Below are 17673 nucleotides of genomic sequence, written 5' to 3'. Positions count from 1 at the left end.
GTTGGGCGGAATATAGTCGGTAAAGCCTCCTTTGCAACTGCGCAAGCGGCTTCCTTGGCTGCTTTTCCGCCCGGTTTGCGCGTGTTAGAGCGATCGCACGGATAATTGTGACGAATGCGGAATACCCGATGACCGAAAAGACGATCGAAACCCTTACCCGGAAACTCGATCTGCTGATCGATGCAATCAGCCGTTTGGCTCCTCCAATGCCGCCCCGCACCGACCTCAACCTGGCGGATTGCTTCGTGTGGGCTGCCGATCCGGGCATGCTTGAGCCGGTTCGCCACGTCAATCGCGTCGACATCGGGCTGATCCGTGGCGTCGATCGGGTGCGCGACATTCTGCGTGACAATACGGAGCGATTCGCGGCCGGCCTGCCCGCCAACAACGTGCTGTTGTGGGGCGCGCGGGGCATGGGCAAATCGTCATTGGTGAAAGCTGTTCATGCCTCGATCAATCACCAGCGGAAAGTCGAAGCGCCGCTGAAGCTCATCGAAATCCACCGCGAGGACATCAACACCCTGCCGAAGTTGATGGCTATCCTCAAGGCCGCCCCCTTTCGCTTCATTCTGTTTTGCGACGACCTTTCGTTCGACAATGACGATACCTCGTATAAATCCCTGAAGGCAGCGCTCGAAGGCGGCGTCGAAGGCCGGCCGGCAAATGTGATATTCTATGCCACGTCGAACCGCAGGCACCTTCTGCCCCGCGATATGATCGAGAACGAACGCTCAACCGCGATCAATCCATCCGAGGCGGTGGAGGAAAAAGTCTCACTTTCCGATCGTTTCGGCCTATGGCTAGGCTTTCACAAATGCTCGCAGGATGAATATCTGGACATGATCGACGGCTATGTGCGTTATCACCGACTGGCCATCGAGCCCGACACCTTGCGCGCTGAAGCGTTGGAATGGGCCACAACCCGCGGCAGCCGCTCTGGACGCGTCGCGTGGCAATTCATCCAGGACTTGGCGGGAAGGCTCGGCCAGCCGCTGAAAGAATAATGGTGAATGGTGAATGGTGAATGGTGAATGGTCGCACGACCATCACCATTCGCAAGAGGATGTTCTCTTCGCAGCTCGCCGTTCGCCACTACTCCAGATAGGTCGTGGGGTTTACCGGCGAGGAATTCTTGCGAACTTCGAAATGCAGCTTCGGAGAATCGGTGCTGCCGCTCATGCCCGAACGGGCGATCTCCTGCCCTCGCTTGACCTTCTCGCCGCGACTGACTTTCAACTCGCTGGCGTGGCCGTAGACTGTCACCAGACCGTTCTCGTGCCGCACCAGAACGGTATTGCCAAATTCCTTCAGTCCGTCACCGGCATAGATGACGACACCGTTTTCGGCCGCCTTGACCGGCGTGCCTTCCGGCACCTGGATGTCGATACCGTCATTCGACTTGCCGCCACCCTTGCCGTAAGCAGAAATGATGCGGCCACGAACCGGCCAGCGCATACGGTCGATCCCTGTCGAATTCGGGGTCGCGGCGGTGTTTTCCTGTTCGGCCTGTTCGATAACCTTGGTGGCCTTCCTCGGAGGCGTGTAGGCAGCGACCTTTTCGGCCTGCGGCGCCGGCTGTGTCTGCTGAGCCGGTTGCGCCGGCCCGGTCGCACCGGTCACGACAGGGTCTGACCCGGCGGCGGCGACAGTGGCAGCATTTCCTGAGGGGATTTGCAGTGTTTGCCCGATGCGAACCACGCCGTCCTGCAAACCATTTGCCGATTTGAGAGCCGCAACGGAAACTCCGGTGTTCCTGGCGATCCGCGTCAGCGTATCGCCGGCCTGAACCTTGTACGTGCCGGGAGCCGACGACCCTTGAACGCCCGGCTTTCCACCTTCCGTCTTCGGCGCCTGGGGCAGCACCGCTACATTGGCGTTCGGAGCTGTTGCAGGCACCGGCACCTTGTTGGCCGGCACATCGTAGCGTGTGCCGGTCGAGGATTTCGCATCGGCGACATTCGGGTTGCTGTCGGGCGCCGAAACCGGAGCCCTGCTGGAATAGACATAGGTCGGGATGATGACCTTCTGGCCGGCCTGCAAGCCGCTCTGCTCCGACAGACCGTTGACCTTCATCAGCACATTGGCCGGCACGCCGAAGCGCCGCGAAAGATTGTAGACCGTCTCGCCTTCCTTGGCGGTAATCTGCGTGCCTCCGGCGCGAGACCATCCTTCCGGATCGTTTTCGAGGCTTGCCATTGCCGGCTGCGGCGGGCGGGAAACCGTTCCGGTCACCGTCTGATCGAGACGATTTGCGGCAGCAACAGGTGCAAGTGCCGGTGCGGGTTCGGCGCTCCTGGAAGAGGCGGAAGAAACGGGCGCCAGTGCTGGCGCGGGCTCGTTGACCGGGGGCAGCGGCTGAGATGAAACGGGCGGAAGCGCGTTGCGGCTCACGGGAGTGGTTTGTGCCCTTTCCACCGGCGCGGCCGCAACCTGCGTATCACCCGGATAAGGTTGCTGCTGCTTGATGATCTGGCGTTGATTGGGCGTCGAGGCCGTGAAGAGGTCGTCGATGCCGCCACCGCCGAATCGCGTAGCCTGGGCACTGCACCCGGCCATCGTACCGGCGGCGATGAATATCATGGCGCTACGCGCCAGAGCACGTTTGTTCTTTGTCAAAATACTGAAACGCATCGCAATAACCCGCGTACACCCGCTACAAACTAGGGGTAATTAAAGCGCGTTAATGTTACTGGTCGGTTAAGGACGGGGATTTGCTTGCGCCTGATTGCAAGGCGTTTGAGCCGCGGCTTCGCGGAATTTTAGATGACGGCCGCCACGCCTCGCGCCATCGGCTGGAAGCGCACGGGACCGAGGTCCTCGCGCTCGAACCGGCTGCCGAGCTTGGTAAGCTTTGCCATCACCTGTTCGCCCTCGTCGGGACCGATCGGCGCGATCATGATGCCGCCGCTGGAGAGCTGATCGACGAAAACGCGCGGAAGGCCGTCGAATGACGCCCACACGACGATACGATCGAACGGCCCCTCGCCCGCAAGCCCGTTCGAACCGTCGGCCTGGCGAACGAACGCGTTGGTGATTCCGAGCGCCTCAAGACGCTGGCGCGCCAGTTCCGTCAATGTCTTGAAGCGCTCCACGGTGACGACGCGCGCGGCGAGCCTTGCCATTACCGCAGCCGTGTAACCGGAGCCCGTGCCGATTTCGAGCACGCGGCTTCCGGGTTCTATGGCGAGCGCGGCGATGACCGCAGCCTGCAGATCGGCGCCCTCTATCGTCTCGCCACATTCGATCGGCAGCATGCGCTCGGACCATGCCATCGCATTCCACTGAGCGGGAATGAAGGCGCGGCGCGGTGTCGCCTCGAATGCGGCGATCATGTCCTTGGGGATTATGCCGCGACCGCGCAGCCTCAGCAAAAATGCGGCAAAGCCTTCGCGGTCATCGACCGAAATATTCATGCAAGCGCCTTGGTCAGTTGGTCCCGAAGTTCATGAGCGGTCAGATCGAGCTTCAGCGGCGTGACAGAAATGAATTTGCTGCGGACCGCGTGAAGATCGCTGCCCTCTCTCAGTTCTTCCGTTTCGCGGCTGAAGCGCAGCCAGTAATATGGAAAGCCACGTCCGTCGGCCCGCTCGTCGATCCACAGGCCATGCGTCAGCCTGCCCTGACGGGTCACAAGAGTGTCCTCCACTTCTTCGGGCGGACAGTTCGGGAAATTGACGTTCAGGAACACGCCGTCAGGCAGATCTATCTTCAGCAGCCGCTCAAGCAACTCGGGCGCCAGCGTCTCGACAGTTTCCCACGAAACCAGCCGCGCGGCCCCCTTCACGTTGTAAGCCTGGCTGATCGCGATGGAGCGGATGCCGAGCAACGTGCCTTCCATGGCGCCGGCGATCGTGCCGGAATAGGTCACGTCGTCGGCGACGTTTGATCCGGAATTGACGCCGGAAAGGACAAGGTCCGGCGCGCCAGGAAGAACCTTCCGCACCCCCATGATAACGCAATCGGTCGGGGTGCCGCGCACGGCAAAGTGACGTTCATCGATCTGGCGAAGACGCAGCGGCTCCGACAATGACAGCGAATGCGAGAATCCCGACTGGTCGGTCTCGGGCGCGACCACCCAGACGTCGTCTGAAATGGTTCGGGCTATGCGTTCGAGAACAGCAAGACCTTCGGCATGGATACCATCGTCATTGGTCAACAGAATCCGCACATCGCCTCACTTGCGCTCGATCTTTTCCAGTCCGCCCATGTAAGGCCGCAACACTTCCGGAATGGTTACGCTGCCGTCCTCGTTCTGGTAGTTTTCCATAACGGCAATCAGCGCCCGACCCACCGCGACGCCCGAGCCGTTCAGCGTGTGGACGAAACGCGTTTGCTTGCCGGCATCGGGCCTATAACGGGCATCCATGCGCCGCGCCTGGAAATCGCCGCAGACCGAGCAGGACGAGATCTCGCGATAGGCATTCTGGCCTGGCAGCCAGACCTCGATGTCGTAGGTCTTGCGGGAGCCAAAACCCATATCCCCGGTGCACAGCGTGATGGTGCGGAACGGCAGGTCCAGACGTTTCAGCACCTCCTCGGCGCATTGGGTCATGCGCTCATGCTCGGCAAGCGAGCTCTCCGCATCGGTGATCGAAACCAGCTCGACCTTGTAGAACTGGTGCTGACGCAGCATTCCGCGCGTATCGCGTCCGGCCGATCCTGCCTCCGAGCGGAAGCAGGGCGTCAGCGCCGTCATGCGCAGCGGCAGGTCTTGTAGGGAGAGGATTTCTTCGCGCACCATATTGGTCAGCGAAACCTCCGCCGTCGGAATGAGCCCCAGCCGGCTCTCACCATGTGGGACGAAGAACAAATCCTCCTCGAACTTCGGCAGATTTCCCGTACCGAACAATGCTTCGTCGCGCACCAATAACGGCGGCTGCATTTCCGTGTAGCCGTGCTCGGTCGTGTGAAGGTCGAGCATGAACTGCCCGAGCGCACGTTCAAGCCTGGCCAACTGGCCCTTCAGTACGGTGAACCGGCTGCCGGACAGCTTCGCGGCCCGCTCGAAATCCATCAGGCCGAGCGCCTCGCCGATCTCGAAATGCTCCCTGGTCCAGTTCGAGCGCGGCGGAACGGTTCCGAACTTGCGCTTCTCGACATTGTCCTTTTCGTCGGCACCGACCGGGACATCGTCAAGCGGTATGTTGGGGATGACGGCAAGCGCGTCATCCAGCGCCTTGTCGAGCTCGCGCTCGCGCGCCTCGCCGTTCTGGATGAAGCTCTTGATCTCGGCCACTTCGCCCTTCAGCGTTTCGGCCAGCGCTGAATCTCCGGCGCGCATCGCGTTGCCGATTTCCCTGGAGGCGGCGTTGCGGCGCTCCTGCTTGACCTGAAGTTCGCCAAGATGAGCCCGACGTTCCTCATCTTTCAAAACGAGATCGTCTACGGTCGCCTGGGCCGATGCGGCCGAGTGCCCGCGCTTAACCAACGCTTCGACGAGTGAATTCGGATTCTCACGAATCCATTTGATATCAAGCATGAAAAAAGTCCGGTCGTGATGAGAGTACACTAACGGCCGCCGTGGCGGATCGAAAGGTGGTCAGCCGGCGGCATCTCCTTCGCCGGCACCCTGAGCGCGTTCGGCAGCCGCTACGGCGGCTTCCTTCCTTTCGCGTGCCAGGCGCTCCTTTTCGCGGTTCCGTTCGATCATCCGGGCGGTCCAGATTGAAATCTCGTAGAGAAGGATCGTGGGAAGGGCAAGACCGATCTGGCTGACCGGGTCGGGCGGAGTAAGCACCGCCGCGACCACGAAGGCAATGACGATCGCCCATTTGCGCTTGTCGACAAGCGCCTGCGACGACAGCAGCCCGACACGCGCCATCAAGGTCGTCACCACCGGCAATTGGAATACCAGGCCGAACGAGAAGATCAGCGTCATGATAAGGCTGAGATATTCCGAAACCTTGGGCAGCAGGGAAATCTGCACCTGGTCGCCGCCACCGGACTGCTGCATGGCGAGGAAGAACCACATCACCATGGGCGTGAAGAAGAAATAGACCAGCGAGGCGCCGAGCAGGAACAGGATCGGCGACGCGATCAGGAACGGCAAGAATGCGTTCCGCTCATTCTTGTAGAGACCCGGCGCGACGAATTTGTAGATCTGCGCGGCGATCAGCGGAAAGGCGATGACCAGGCCGCCAAACATCGCCAGCTTGATCTGCGTGAAGAAGAATTCCTGCGGTGCGGTGTAGATAAGCTCGACCTTTTGCGGATCGAGCCCTGCCCAGTTCGTCGCCCATTTGAACGGTATGACGAGCAGGTTGAACAATTGCTTGGCGAAGAAGAAGCAGACCAGAAAGGCGACGAAAAAGCCGCCGATTGCCCACATCAGGCGCGTACGCAGCTCGATCAGATGTTCGATCAGCGGCGCCGAGGATTTCTCGATTTCGTCGTCCTCTTGGCTCACTTCGGCGTTCCCGCTGCTTTCCGGGCCGCTGCCTTCTTAGGTTTCGCGGCGGCCGCCGGCTTTGCGGCAGACTTTGGCGCCGGCGCAGCCTTTGGCTTCGAGGCGGATGCCTGGGCTTTCGTGTCCACGGCCGCAACGTTGGTTGGCACGTCGGCAATCGCTGGTGTCGGTTCGGCCGCCGCCGGAAAGGTCGGGGCGGCGGGCATGGCTTCCGGCCCGGCAACGCCCGGCATCGCCGTGGCCCCATTTTTGAGCGGATCGGCCGCCACAGGCACCTTTGGCTGCGTCGCGGTTTCAAGTCCGGCGCGAACGTCGGCCGCCGCCTTTTCGAACGGGTTGAGCTGTTTCTTGATCTCGGCTGTCGGATTCAGGCTGCGCAACTCGTTTACCGACTTCTTGACGTCGTCGAGATCCGCTTCCTTAAGCGCCTCATTGAACTGCTTCTGGAAATCGCCGGCCATCACGCGCAGCTTCGCCGTCGTCTTGCCGAAGGTGCGCAACATGCGCGGCAAATCCTTCGGCCCCACGACCACGATCATGACGACCGCGATCACAAGCATTTCGGTCCAGCCGATATCGAACATGGCGATCCTTACTGACTAGCGGGGAAACAGCTCAGCTCTTGCTGGCCTTTTCCTTCGCCGCCTGCACGGTCTCGTCGGGCCGGTGCTCCACGGTCTTGCTGTCGACAGGCCTCGCCTCTTCGGCGTCCTCGTCCGACATGCCCTTCTTGAAGCTCTTGATGCCCTTGGCCATGTCGCCCATCAGTTCCGGGATTTTGCCGCGGCCGAACAGGAGCAGCACCACAACCAGAACGATGAGCCAGTGCCAAATCGAAAAGGAACCCATTGTAACTCTCTTTCGAATTATTTCCCGAGACTGATCTATGCGCTTTCGCGCGGCGTTTCAAACATAAGTACATCAGACTGTCGCAATGACAGCCAGATGTCACGCGCTTTGGCAGACAGGGCGCCTGCGCGCACGCGAGCGCGCACGGGCGTCTCGGCACCCGATACAGCAAGTTCCAGCAATTCCACAACGCCAAGATACCGGCGGGAGAGAATTCGCGCCTCGATTTGCCCTTCGCTTTCGCTGACTTCGAAGCCGGTCAGGCGCACAGCCACGGTCGCGCGGGCGCCCTCCTGCGATCCGCTCACCGGTATCTTTCCAACAGGTGTGTCGACCGCCTGAGCTTTCACCCGTCCGTGGAACACGTTCAACTCCGAGAAGAAAGCCGCCACGAACAGATTTGTTGGAGCCAGATAAAGGTCCTCGGCGCGCCCCACCTGCACCAGTTCGCCATCCTTGAGAAGCGCGATCCGGTCAGCCATGCGCATTGCCTCTTCCGCATCGTGCGTCACCACGATCGCGGTCGCCCGGCTTTCGCGCAGTATGGCCAGCGTTTCAGCCCGCACAGTGTCCTTCAGGCGCGAGTCGAGGCCGGAAAACGGCTCGTCCATCAGCAGCACCGCCGGACGCGGCGCCAGCGCACGCGCCAGAGCGACACGTTGCTGCTCGCCGCCTGAAAGCACATGCGGATAGGAAGCGGCATAGTGATCGAGCCCGACACGCGACAACGCGATCATCGCTTCACGGCTCGCCTCGTCGCCCGAAAGCGCGGTGAGGCCGAAGCGCACATTGTCGAGGATGGTCAGGTGCGGAAACAGCGCGAAATCCTGGAAAACCAGACCGATCGAGCGCTTCTCCGGCGGCAGGAATACCGAAGGCCCGGCAATCTCGCGGTCGTTCAGCAGCACGCGGCCGCTGGACTGGCTTTCAATACCGGCGGCGACCCTCAAAAGTGTCGTCTTGCCCGATCCCGAAGGCCCAAGCAGGCAAAGAACCTCGCCAGGCTCGGCGGCAAGCGTTATGCCGCGCAGCGTCTCGACACCCGCGCCGAATGCGTGGCGAATATCCTCGAACGCCAGACGCGCCGCAAAAGTGACGCCTGCGGTCACCCGGCTTGCCGTCTGCACATCTCCGTTCTTCACCTGGAAAGAGCCTCGCGGGTTCGAATTCCTGTCACGGTTGGGGCGCACCCTGCCCTCGTCAATCATCCGTGATGCGAGGTGTCAACAGTCCGAGTTCCTCAAGGTCGATATCGTTTAGCGGGTCCTCGTCGTCGCCGAGCAGATCGGGATCGGAAGGCGGTAGCGGAATCGAAAAATTCGAGGGCATCCGGACCGACAGCAGACCGGCCCCCTTCAATTCCTCGATGCCTGGCAAGTCGCGGATTTCCTCCAGCGAGAAATGGTCGAGGAAGATGTCGGTGGTGCCGTAGGTGACCGGCCGCCCCGGCGTGCGCCGTCTACCGCGCATGCGCACCCATTCGGTTTCCAGCAGCGTGTCGAGCGTTCCCTTGGACGTTTCCACTCCGCGGATTTCCTCGATTTCAGCGCGCGTTACCGGCTGATGATAGGCTATTATGGCAAGCACTTCGAGCGCGGCGCGCGACAGCTTCTTCGGCTGCACCGCATTGCGGCTCATCAGGAAGGCCAGATCACCGGCGGTGCGAAATGCCCAGGCATTGCCGATACGCACCAGATTGACGCCACGGCGCGCATAGTTTTGCCGAAGTTCAGCGAGTGCAGACGCAATGTCGGCGCCCTCCGGCAGGCGCGCGGCAAGCGCCTTTTCCGAAACCGGTTCGGCGCTGGCGAAGATGATCGCCTCGGCCATCCGGACGGTCTCGGAAAGATGCAGGCGCGCCGCCGGTTTTTTTTCGGCGAGGCTTTCGCCGGCGTTTCCGGCTGCGAACGGAACCACCGTTGCATTCGCGCTGTCATTCATGACGCACCTCGACGGTTTTCAAGGCCGCGGCCCGGCTGCGCAGGTAAAGCGGGGCGAAGGCTTCCTGCTGGCGCACGTCCATGCGGCCCTCACGCACCAGTTCCAGCGTCGCCGCGAAGGAACTGGCGATCGCCGTCGCACGCTCCTCCGGCGTGGACAGGTAGCTGATGAGGAACTGGTCCAGCGCGGTCCAATCGGCGAACTCGCCGACCATGCGGGTAAGTATCTCGCGCGCGTCCTTGAGCGACCAGACGCCGCGCTTGGCGATCTGCACATTGGTGACAGCCTGCCGCTGCCGCTGGATGGCGTAAGCCGTCAACAGGTCGTAGAGCGAGGCGGAATATTCGTTGCGCTTCTCCACGACCACGAGTTCGGGCATGCCGCGCGCAAACACATCGCGCCCCAGCCGGCTGCGATTGACGAGCCTGCTCGCCGCATCGCGCATTGCTTCCAGGCGCTTCAGGCGGAACTGCAGCACCGCGGCCAGCTCCTCGCCGCTCTCGCCTTCATCGCCAGGCTGCTTGGGGATCAGCAGCTTGGATTTCAGGAAAGCCAGCCACGCCGCCATGACGAGATAGTCGGCGGCGAGTTCCAGCCGCACGGCACGCGCGTTGTCGATGAACTCCAGATATTGCTCGGCAAGTGCCAGGATCGAGATGCGCGACAGGTCGACCTTCTGATTGCGCGCCAGGTGCAGCAGCAGATCAAGCGGTCCTTCGAAGCCGGCGACATCGATCAACAGCGACGGCTCGCTGAGCCCCCGCGAGTCATCGCCATCCGCCCAAAGGCGGTCCATCGGCGTGGCCTTCCCGGTCCGGCTCTCCAGTGCTTCCGCCAATCCGCTGCCTTCTCCTAGAGATCGACCTAAGCGGCCGCCTCGAAATAGTTTGCGAACTCCGCGCGGACTTCTGCCTCCTCGGCTTCATCGCGCTCCTTCACATAGATCAGCGCGAGTTCGGCGCGATCCAGCGCCTTGCCTTCGAGCACGGTGGTACGCGAGGCAATGCCCGCCATTTCCTCCATTACACCATTGCAGTGAAGAACCAGATCGCAGCCGGCCGCAAGAATCGAAGCCGCTTTCGACGGGAAATCCCCAGAAAGCGCCTTCATAGAGGTATCGTCGCTGACCAAAAGCCCATCGAAGCCGATCTCGCCGCGCACGATTTCCTCGATGACCTTCGCTGAAGTCGTGGCCGGATGGTCCGGATCGATAGCGGAATAGACGACATGCGCGGTCATCGCAATCGGCAGGTGATTGAGCGCCTTGAACGGGGCGAAGTCATGCGCTCGCAACTCTTCCATCGGTGTGTTGACGGTCGGCAGTTCGAAATGCGTGTCGGCAAGAGCCCGGCCATGGCCCGGAATATGCTTCATTACCGGCAGCACGCCCCCGGACAACAAGCCCTCCGCGGCCGCCTTGCCAAGCGCGGCAACGCTTTCGGGATCGGTGCCGTAGGCGCGCGAGCCGATGACGTCGCTGGCGCCTTCGACCGGTACATCGAGCATCGGCAGGCAGTCCGCAGTGATTCCAAGACGCAGAAGGTCGAAGGCGTGGAGCCGCGCGAGAAGCCATGCGGCGCGCAGCCCGGCATCGCGGTCGTTTCGGTAAAGCGCGCCCAGCTCGGCGCCAGCCGGATAATTGGGTGCGATCGGCGGCCGCAACCGCTGCACGCGCCCGCCCTCCTGATCGATGAACACGGGCGCTTGGGGTCGACCGACGCTGTCGCGCATGGAAGCGACCAGATCGCGTATCTGCTCTGGCTCGCCGATATTGCGTGCAAAGAGGATGAAGCCCCACGGCCGCTCATCAGCATAGAAGCGGATTTCGTCTGGAGTGAGCGTTTTCCCCGCACAGCCGAGGATCATGGATTTTGATTCGGTCATGACAGACAGATTAGAGCAAGGGAACGCTTGATGGAATCGGGTTCGCCGAGCCAAACGGCAAAGCCGGCGCGGTGGTGTGCGCCGGCTTTGTTCTACCCTGTTGCGAGTGCTATTTCGAGACGAAACAGTTGCCGCCAGCCGCCTTATAGCTTTCGCAAAGCTTGATCGCATCGTTGCGCGTTTCGGCCGGCACGCGAACCCGCCAGAACGTACCCTTGCCGGCGATCTCGGCCTTGACGATGTTTGCTGGATGCCCGTTCAGCACGCTGCCATAGCGACGCAGCAGGTCCTGATAGGATGACTGGGCGGCAGCTTCGCTGGGCTGCGAGGCAATCTGCATCGACCAGGCACCTCCAGCCGCGGCCGGAGCCAAAGCTGCGATCTTGTCGGCCTTTACTTCACCGACGATATCGACCGGCTGATCGGAAGGCCGGTTCGGCGCGACAGCTACGGACGACGGAGTCGTCGTCGACTGCGGATTCGCCGTCGCGGGAGCACCCGGTGCAGCGCCGGCCTCAGCCGGAACGGGCTCGCCGGCCGGCTGGGCTGCCGGTGTCGCCGAAGCGGCTTCGCCAGCTAGCGGAGGGACAGCGGCAGCGGCCGTGTCAACCACGCTTTCGGATGCGGTCGTTGCCGGGTCGATCTGGGAAGCCTGCTCGGTTGCGGCCGGAGCCGGATCCTCGCGCGGAACCAGCGTGCCATCGGACCTCACGACCATGGTACGGACCTTACGCGGCGCAACGGCCACGATCTCGGAGTTGGAATCGCCGGTTTCCCTCAGCACTTGCTCAATCCGATCTTCGGATTTGGCCGAAGGCGCCGGGGCATCCACTCCATCGTCGAACCCGGGCGCAGCCGCCAGATCGGCGGCCGGAGCCTCAGCATCTTCCTGCGCGGCCAAGTCGACCGGCTCCTCGGCCGTGGTCACCAATGTTTCCTGCTTCGGCTCGGAAGGCGAAGAGTTGCGCGACACCGTTTCATAGACCTTGTTGTCCTGGTTGGGGACGGTCGTGCCACCAGGATTTTCCGGCCTCACCTTGATCGGGTCGTCATCGGCCTTGACCAGCGCCGGTGCTCCGGAATCGGTTCCGCCGCCCAAGGCAAACACGCCGATACCACCCACGACGACCACCGCGCCGATAATACCGGCGATAAGCAGGTTGCGGCGCGAAGGCTGCCGCCGGGCTTCTGCGCGATCATAGGCTGGAACGTCCAGACCGTCATAGTCGTCGGGATCATAGCTGAAGTCGTCAACATGCTCTGCTTGCGAGCGGGCCGCGTAGCTTGCCGAAGAAGGCACATCGCCGCCGCCCTGGCCGCCGCGCATCTGCGACGCAAAACCGGTATGTGCCAATCCCGCGCCGGCCGTGCCCGCAGCGGCCGCGGCAACGGCGGCGGCGGCAACGTTAGGCACTTGGTAGGCTTCGCCCGCCGCCTGATAGGCGCCGTTTTCAGCGGCGAATTCCCGTTCGAACTGGGCCGCAAGTCGGTCATCTTCGTCGACCTGTTCCGTCGTAACAGGCGCCGGTGCAGGCGCAACCGGCTCGGGCGAGTTCATCTCATTCAGCAGGCTGGCGAACTCGGCATCGATGTCATCATAGGCAGGTGCGGCCGGCTCCTCCTCATAAGCCACCTCGGGAATGTCGAGGTCGTCAGCAAGCGCCACGGCCTGTTCCGGCACGTCGACGGTCTCGATGTCCGGGAAGTCCTCATAGGCCGCTGGCTGCTGCGCATTTTCCTGCGCGCCGAAAGCGCTTTCGTCCTGGTAGTTTTCGTCCTGATAGCCCTGCGAGCCATAGTCCGCGGCCGTATAGTCCTGGGCTCCATAATCTTGCGGCTGCGCTTCTTGAACTGCTTGCGCCTGCCAGGTTTCGGCGGGACGAGCAGGCTTGAATTCCGCTGTCAGCGCCGCGAGCTCCGCGTATGGGTCCTGCGGCTGCTCGTCAGGCAGTTCTTGGGGCTGCTCTGCCGGCACTGGCTGATCGGAATAGGCGGCGAGCTCGGGCTCCTGCGCCGCAGCCTCCTGGATCGAACCGGCAAATGCCGCATCGAAAGCGTCGTCGTCGAAATGGACGTCGGGCTCATCATGATGGGAGGCGACGTAGTTGTCGCCGGCATGCGAGGCGACTTCCTCGTGATTGTCAGGCGCAGCGTAGCTGGCGCTTTCCACGCGGTAGTTGCCGCGCGAATAGGAATGGTCCGACGGGATTTCAGCTACCGGCTCGACCTCGACCGCCGACAGCTCTTCAGACGGCTGCTCCTCATGAAAATTCTCGGCCGTAAGCTCCAGTTCGCCGTCGTCATGAGAAAAGTCTTCGACGGCCTGCGTCTCGGCGACAGGAGGTACCGGCGCCGCATGGATTGGCGCATTGCCGAGAAGAGCATTGAGCTCGTCCTCGAGATTTTCATCGATAGGCGCGGGCGAAGGTTCGCGCGTTTCTGCGACGTGCGCGGGCGAAAGTTCGTGAACCTCCGCCAAGCGGCTCTGAAGCTCATCTTCCAAGTCAGTTTCGATCAAGTCGGTTTCGATTGCCGGCTCGACATGGGCCGATCCCAACGGGATCGAGGTGAAATCGATATCCACTTCCGAAGGCGCGGATTCGAGATCGCCTGCGTAGCTGTCCTCGACCTCTACACGCGGGGCCTCGTCCTGATAGGAAGTCGACTCGTCCTGATCGGGTGTCGGCTCGATATTGGCGGCATCGAATTCCGCCACCGGAGCCGCCACCTCCTCCGCCGCCGGCACGGACTCGACCTCGTCCATAGCCGAGGGCTCGGTATCCTCGGCAGCCAGCCAGTCGCCGTCCAGATCGAAGTCCGTATCGAAAGGCGCGGCAGCCTCGCTCTCGGAAGCTTCAACCGGCCGATCCGAAACAATATCGTCGAGCCCGACTTCGGCATCCTGGGCGAAGATGGCTTCCGGCTCCTGCGCCGCAGCGAAAGCGAAATCATCCGAGTCGGACTCGGCGACCGGCTGCCCCTCGAAAGCGACGGCCTCTGTCTGAGCCGGCTCATCAGCAGGCCAGCTGGTCGCCGGAGCCTCAACGCCGGAAAGCTCATTTTCAAGAGACGCAGCGACGGCTTCGTCGAAAACGCCCGCAGCGGCTGCATCATCGAACACGGACGCGTCGTGCCGCGGCGAATCCACCTCTGATCCGGCAAAATCGCCCAGCAACTCCCTTTCGAGATCAATGCTGAAATCGTCCTCATCCGCGCCGACGGCTTGCTCCGCAGGAGCGGAATCGGCCTGCCGCTGCACCGGCTCGCGTGGATCGAATCCCATGATCCGGGTCAGCTCCGCGAACGGATCGTCCTCGGAAAAATGATCCTGATGGGCGGCTTTCAGCTGGGTTCTCTCTGCCATACTCGTTCCCGCTACTCGCACAATCGGACGCCACCTGGGGCGTCACGTAAGGGTTGGCCTTACCAGCGCAATGTGGGCAAAAGGTGACAGGTTCTCCCCGCTAAACTAGCGCATTTCCGTTGGAGCGTCGGCTCCGACAAGCGCCAGTCCGGATGTCAAAACATCGCTCACGGCCTGCACCAGCCCAAGTCTGGCATGCGTCAATTCTCGGTCGTTAACCTTAATAAAACGTAAGTCCGGATTTTCCGTGCCCCGGTTCCAGTGCGCATGGAAAGTCGAGGCGAGATCAAACAGGTAGAAAGCCAGGCGGTGCGGCTCCAGCGCGTGGGCGGCGGATTCGATGATGCGGGGATATTCCGCAAGCTTCTTGATAAGCCCGATCTCGCCCTCGTCCGTCAGCCGGCCAAGCGAATCCGCCAGCACTGTGCGATCGAACGAATCGCCACCCAGTTGCTCGGCAGCCTGCCGGAATACCGAATGGCACCGCGCCGAAGCATACTGCACGTAAAAGACCGGATTGTCCTTGGACTGTTCCGTGACCTTGGCGAAATCGAAATCCAGCGGCGCGTCGTTCTTGCGGTAGAGCATCATGAAGCGGATCGGATCGCGCCCCACCTCTTCCACCACTTCGCGCAGGGTGATGAACTCGCCGGAACGCTTGGACATGCGAACCGGCTGACCATCGCGGAAGAGCTTCACCAACTGGCAAAGCAGCACCGTCAGCTTCATCTTGCCGCCCGAAACAGCTCTTGCCAGCGCCTCCAGACGCTTCACATAGCCCCCGTGATCGGCACCCAGCACATAGATCGTGTCGTTAAAGCCCCGATCGAGCTTGTCCTTCAGATAGGCAACGTCGGCCGCGAAATAGGTGAAGGTTCCGTCGGATTTCACCAGCGGCCGGTCGATATCGTCGCCAACCTCCGTCGAGCGGAACAGGGTCTGTTCGCGATCTTCCCAGTCTTCCGGCTTTTGGCCTTTGGGCGGCGGCAGCTTGCCTTTGAAGACATGGCCCTTGAGCGTGAGGTCGGTGATGGCCGAGCGTATCGCGGCGGCATTGTCGGCATGCAACTGGCGTTCGGAAAAGAACACTTCATGGTGGACGTTCAGCAGCGCCAGATCCTCGCGGATCATCGCCATCATCGCGTCGATCGTGCGATTCTTGACGAGTTCGAGCGCTTCCTCCTCCGGCTTGAGCAGCAGACCGCGGCCGAACTCCTCGGCCAGCGCCTGGCCGACCGGCTCGAGATATTCGCCCGGATAAAGCCCCGGCGGAATCTCGCCGATGTCTTCGCCGAGCGCCTCGCGGTAGCGCAGCATGGCCGAGCGCGCCAGCACGTCGATCTGGGCCCCCGCGTCATTGATGTAGTATTCCTTGGTGACATCGTAGCCGGCAAAGTCGAGCAGATTGGCTAGCGCGTCGCCAACCACCGCGCCGCGGCAATGGCCGACATGCATTGGGCCGGTCGGATTGGCGGAAACATATTCGACATTGACTTTACGGCCCCGGCCGGTCGTCGAGCGGCCATAATCGCTGCCCTGGCTGAGCAATTGTTGCAGTCTGGTTTGCCAAAAATGGTCATTCAGCCGCAAGTTGACGAAGCCGGGGCCCGCCACCTCCGCACCAGAAACGTCAGGGTCAGCACGCAAGGCTTCGGCGATTTTTTCGGCCAGCGCGCGCGGATTCTGCCCGGTGGGCTTGGCCAGCACCATGGCCGCGTTGATGGCCAGATCGCCATGGCTGGCGTCGCGCGGCGGCTCCACCGCAATGCGCGACAGATCGACCTCTCCACCATCTTTGGCTTTCAATTCAAGCGCTTCAACGATCTTGATGATGCGCTCGTTGAAATCGGCGAAGACGTTCATGATGGCCACTCTGGATGTTCGAAACTTGTCGCCGATCCGGAACCGGCAAGCCGGTTGGCCTATCCCAAATCGGGCGTATGGTCAAACAGCCGCCGATGCTCCTTGAGCGCATAGGTATCCGTCATTCCGGCCAGGAAATCGGCGACATGCCGCGCCTTGATCCGTTCTTCGGCACGGTCCAGCCCCTCACGCCATCCGTCGGGCATTTCCCGCGGTTCGGCAAAATAGGCATCAAAGAGTTGCCTTACGATGAGTTCGGCGTCTGCGCGCACGCGCATTACCTCTTCATGCCGGTAAATGTTCTTGTAAAGAAAGGCCTTGAGCTCCTTCTCGGCCCTGGCCATGTTGTCCGAGAAGGTCACGATGACGGTGCCGGCCTCATGAATGTCGCGAACACTTTGCGGCTTCAGCGAGCCAAGTCTCGCAGATGCGGTCCTGATGACATCCTCGACCATTAGCGTGATCTGGCGGCGCATCAGCTCGTGCCCGCACCGGGCCGCATCGAGCGCCGGATAGCGTTCGCGCACCCCATGCAGGATGCCGGCCGGCAGCGAAACTTCCTCCAGCATGTCGAGCGTCAGCAGACCGGCCCGCAGACCGTCGTCTATGTCGTGGGTATTGTAGGCGATATCGTCGGCAATCGCCGCGCATTGCGCTTCGAGGCTGGCGAACTTGTCGAGTTCGAGGTCGTGCAGTTCGCAATAGTCGAGGATCGACTGCGGCACCCAGCCGTTTAGTCCCTCGCCCTTGGCGTCGGTCAAGGGACCATTGTGTTTGACCAGACCTTCAAGCGTCTCCCAGGTCAGGTTCAGCCCATCGAATTCGGCATAGCGGTTTTCCAGCCGCGTCACCACGCGCAACGACTGCGCATTGTGGTCGAAACCGCCCCATTCAGCCATCTTCTCGTTCAGCGCATCCTCGCCGGTATGACCGAAGGGGGTGTGGCCGAAATCATGGACCAGCGCGACGGCCTCGGCGAGATCTTCGTCGCAGCGAAGGGCGCGCGCCAGCGCGCGAGCAATCTGCGCCACTTCGATGGTGTGGGTCAGCCGCGTGCGGTAGTGATCCCCTTCATGCGCGATAAACACCTGCGTTTTGTGCTTCAAGCGCCGGAAGGCCGTGGAATGAATGATGCGGTCGCGATCGCGCTGGAACGGGGTGCGGGTCGGGCTCTCCGCCTCGGAAAACAGACGTCCGCGCGAAAGGGCGGGATCGCAGGCGTAGGCGGCACGTGGCCGGTAACCGAAGCCGATATCGCCGAGTTTTTCCGTCATGGCCGTGTAGATGCCGCCACAGTTGACTTGCCCCGTTGCGCTTCATACCTATGGTAACAACGCCAACGCAAGGTGACGCCCATGGGCGCGGA

At 61.9% G+C, this 17673-nt stretch carries 15 protein-coding genes; 1 reads left to right on the top strand and 14 read right to left on the bottom strand.

The features are described 5' to 3' along the window. Positions 1–128: 128 nt before the first annotated feature. Positions 129–1004 (top strand): ATP-binding protein, encoded by an 876-nt coding sequence (locus ACLKMW_RS04155; RefSeq protein ID WP_415723106.1) that lies wholly within the window; start codon positions 129–131, stop codon positions 1002–1004. Between the two features lie 88 nt (positions 1005–1092). Here the strand turns inward: ACLKMW_RS04155 and ACLKMW_RS04150 are convergent, their stop codons facing one another. From ACLKMW_RS04150 to ACLKMW_RS04085, 14 genes are all read right to left on the bottom strand, one after another. After that, the gene (locus tag ACLKMW_RS04150) at positions 1093–2580 is read right to left on the bottom strand and encodes a peptidoglycan DD-metalloendopeptidase family protein (RefSeq protein WP_415723105.1); all 1488 of its coding nucleotides are present in this window, start codon (positions 2578–2580) and stop codon (positions 1093–1095) included. 179 nt (positions 2581–2759) lie between these two features. Further along, the gene (locus ACLKMW_RS04145; RefSeq protein ID WP_415723104.1) at positions 2760–3413 is read right to left on the bottom strand and encodes a protein-L-isoaspartate(D-aspartate) O-methyltransferase; all 654 of its coding nucleotides are present in this window, start codon (positions 3411–3413) and stop codon (positions 2760–2762) included. Next, complete coding sequence (gene surE, locus ACLKMW_RS04140) at positions 3410–4168, bottom strand: 5'/3'-nucleotidase SurE (RefSeq protein WP_415723103.1); 759 nt, start codon at positions 4166–4168, stop codon at positions 3410–3412. The genes ACLKMW_RS04145 and surE overlap by 4 nt, the downstream gene beginning before the upstream one ends. A 6-nt stretch (positions 4169–4174) precedes the next feature. Next, positions 4175–5479 (bottom strand): serine--tRNA ligase, encoded by a 1305-nt coding sequence (gene serS / locus ACLKMW_RS04135; RefSeq protein ID WP_415723102.1) that lies wholly within the window; start codon positions 5477–5479, stop codon positions 4175–4177. A gap of 60 nt (positions 5480–5539) precedes the next feature. After that, the gene (tatC, locus tag ACLKMW_RS04130) at positions 5540–6406 is read right to left on the bottom strand and encodes a twin-arginine translocase subunit TatC (RefSeq protein WP_415723101.1); all 867 of its coding nucleotides are present in this window, start codon (positions 6404–6406) and stop codon (positions 5540–5542) included. Further along, positions 6403–6990 carry a Sec-independent protein translocase protein TatB gene (tatB, locus tag ACLKMW_RS04125; protein WP_415723100.1) on the bottom strand — a complete coding sequence of 196 codons (588 nt, stop codon included), beginning with the start codon at positions 6988–6990 and terminating at the stop codon, positions 6403–6405. The genes tatC and tatB overlap by 4 nt, the downstream gene beginning before the upstream one ends. Positions 6991–7021: 31 nt before the next feature. Continuing rightward, positions 7022–7255: a twin-arginine translocase TatA/TatE family subunit gene (locus ACLKMW_RS04120; protein WP_415723099.1), complete on the bottom strand. Its 234-nt coding sequence runs from the start codon at positions 7253–7255 to the stop codon at positions 7022–7024. Between the two features lie 35 nt (positions 7256–7290). After that, positions 7291–8397: an ABC transporter ATP-binding protein gene (locus ACLKMW_RS04115; RefSeq protein ID WP_415723098.1), complete on the bottom strand. Its 1107-nt coding sequence runs from the start codon at positions 8395–8397 to the stop codon at positions 7291–7293. A 58-nt stretch (positions 8398–8455) separates the two neighbouring features. Then, positions 8456–9196 carry an SMC-Scp complex subunit ScpB gene (scpB, locus tag ACLKMW_RS04110; protein WP_415723097.1) on the bottom strand — a complete coding sequence of 247 codons (741 nt, stop codon included), beginning with the start codon at positions 9194–9196 and terminating at the stop codon, positions 8456–8458. Continuing rightward, positions 9189–9992, bottom strand: coding sequence for a segregation and condensation protein A (locus tag ACLKMW_RS04105; RefSeq protein WP_415723195.1), 804 nt, complete (start codon positions 9990–9992; stop codon positions 9189–9191). The genes scpB and ACLKMW_RS04105 overlap by 8 nt, the downstream gene beginning before the upstream one ends. Before the next feature lie 68 nt (positions 9993–10060). Further along, a complete protein-coding gene (gene nagZ, locus ACLKMW_RS04100) occupies positions 10061–11080 on the bottom strand; it encodes a beta-N-acetylhexosaminidase (protein ID WP_415723096.1) in 1020 nt (339 codons plus the stop codon). A gap of 109 nt (positions 11081–11189) precedes the next feature. Next, positions 11190–14444 carry an SPOR domain-containing protein gene (locus ACLKMW_RS04095; RefSeq protein WP_415723095.1) on the bottom strand — a complete coding sequence of 1085 codons (3255 nt, stop codon included), beginning with the start codon at positions 14442–14444 and terminating at the stop codon, positions 11190–11192. Positions 14445–14549: 105 nt separating this feature from the next. Then, complete coding sequence (argS, locus tag ACLKMW_RS04090; RefSeq protein ID WP_415723094.1) at positions 14550–16307, bottom strand: arginine--tRNA ligase; 1758 nt, start codon at positions 16305–16307, stop codon at positions 14550–14552. Between the two features lie 59 nt (positions 16308–16366). After that, the gene (locus ACLKMW_RS04085; protein WP_415723093.1) at positions 16367–17581 is read right to left on the bottom strand and encodes a deoxyguanosinetriphosphate triphosphohydrolase; all 1215 of its coding nucleotides are present in this window, start codon (positions 17579–17581) and stop codon (positions 16367–16369) included. Positions 17582–17673 lie beyond the last annotated feature (92 nt).

The sequence above is a fragment of the Borborobacter xinjiangensis genome, assembly GCF_047739745.1.
Lineage (GTDB): Bacteria > Pseudomonadota > Alphaproteobacteria > Rhizobiales > Rhizobiaceae > Pseudaminobacter.
Note: the sequence above shows the minus strand (reverse complement) of the source record. Positions and strands in the feature narration are given on the sequence as shown.

Coding starts and splice junctions, on each gene's coding strand:
- ACLKMW_RS04155 (WP_415723106.1), top strand. CDS start 129: ATGACCGAAAAGACGATCGAAACCCTTACCCGGAAACTCGATCTGCTG.
- ACLKMW_RS04150 (WP_415723105.1), bottom strand. CDS start 2,580: ATGATATTCATCGCCGCCGGTACGATGGCCGGGTGCAGTGCCCAGGCT.
- ACLKMW_RS04145 (WP_415723104.1), bottom strand. CDS start 3,413: ATGAATATTTCGGTCGATGACCGCGAAGGCTTTGCCGCATTTTTGCTG.
- serS (WP_415723102.1), bottom strand. CDS start 5,479: ATGCTTGATATCAAATGGATTCGTGAGAATCCGAATTCACTCGTCGAA.
- tatB (WP_415723100.1), bottom strand. CDS start 6,990: ATGTTCGATATCGGCTGGACCGAAATGCTTGTGATCGCGGTCGTCATG.
- ACLKMW_RS04120 (WP_415723099.1), bottom strand. CDS start 7,255: ATGGGTTCCTTTTCGATTTGGCACTGGCTCATCGTTCTGGTTGTGGTG.
- scpB (WP_415723097.1), bottom strand. CDS start 9,196: ATGAATGACAGCGCGAATGCAACGGTGGTTCCGTTCGCAGCCGGAAAC.
- ACLKMW_RS04105 (WP_415723195.1), bottom strand. CDS start 9,992: ATGGACCGCCTTTGGGCGGATGGCGATGACTCGCGGGGGCTCAGCGAG.
- nagZ (WP_415723096.1), bottom strand. CDS start 11,080: ATGACCGAATCAAAATCCATGATCCTCGGCTGTGCGGGGAAAACGCTC.
- ACLKMW_RS04095 (WP_415723095.1), bottom strand. CDS start 14,444: ATGGCAGAGAGAACCCAGCTGAAAGCCGCCCATCAGGATCATTTTTCC.
- argS (WP_415723094.1), bottom strand. CDS start 16,307: ATGAACGTCTTCGCCGATTTCAACGAGCGCATCATCAAGATCGTTGAA.
- ACLKMW_RS04085 (WP_415723093.1), bottom strand. CDS start 17,581: ATGACGGAAAAACTCGGCGATATCGGCTTCGGTTACCGGCCACGTGCC.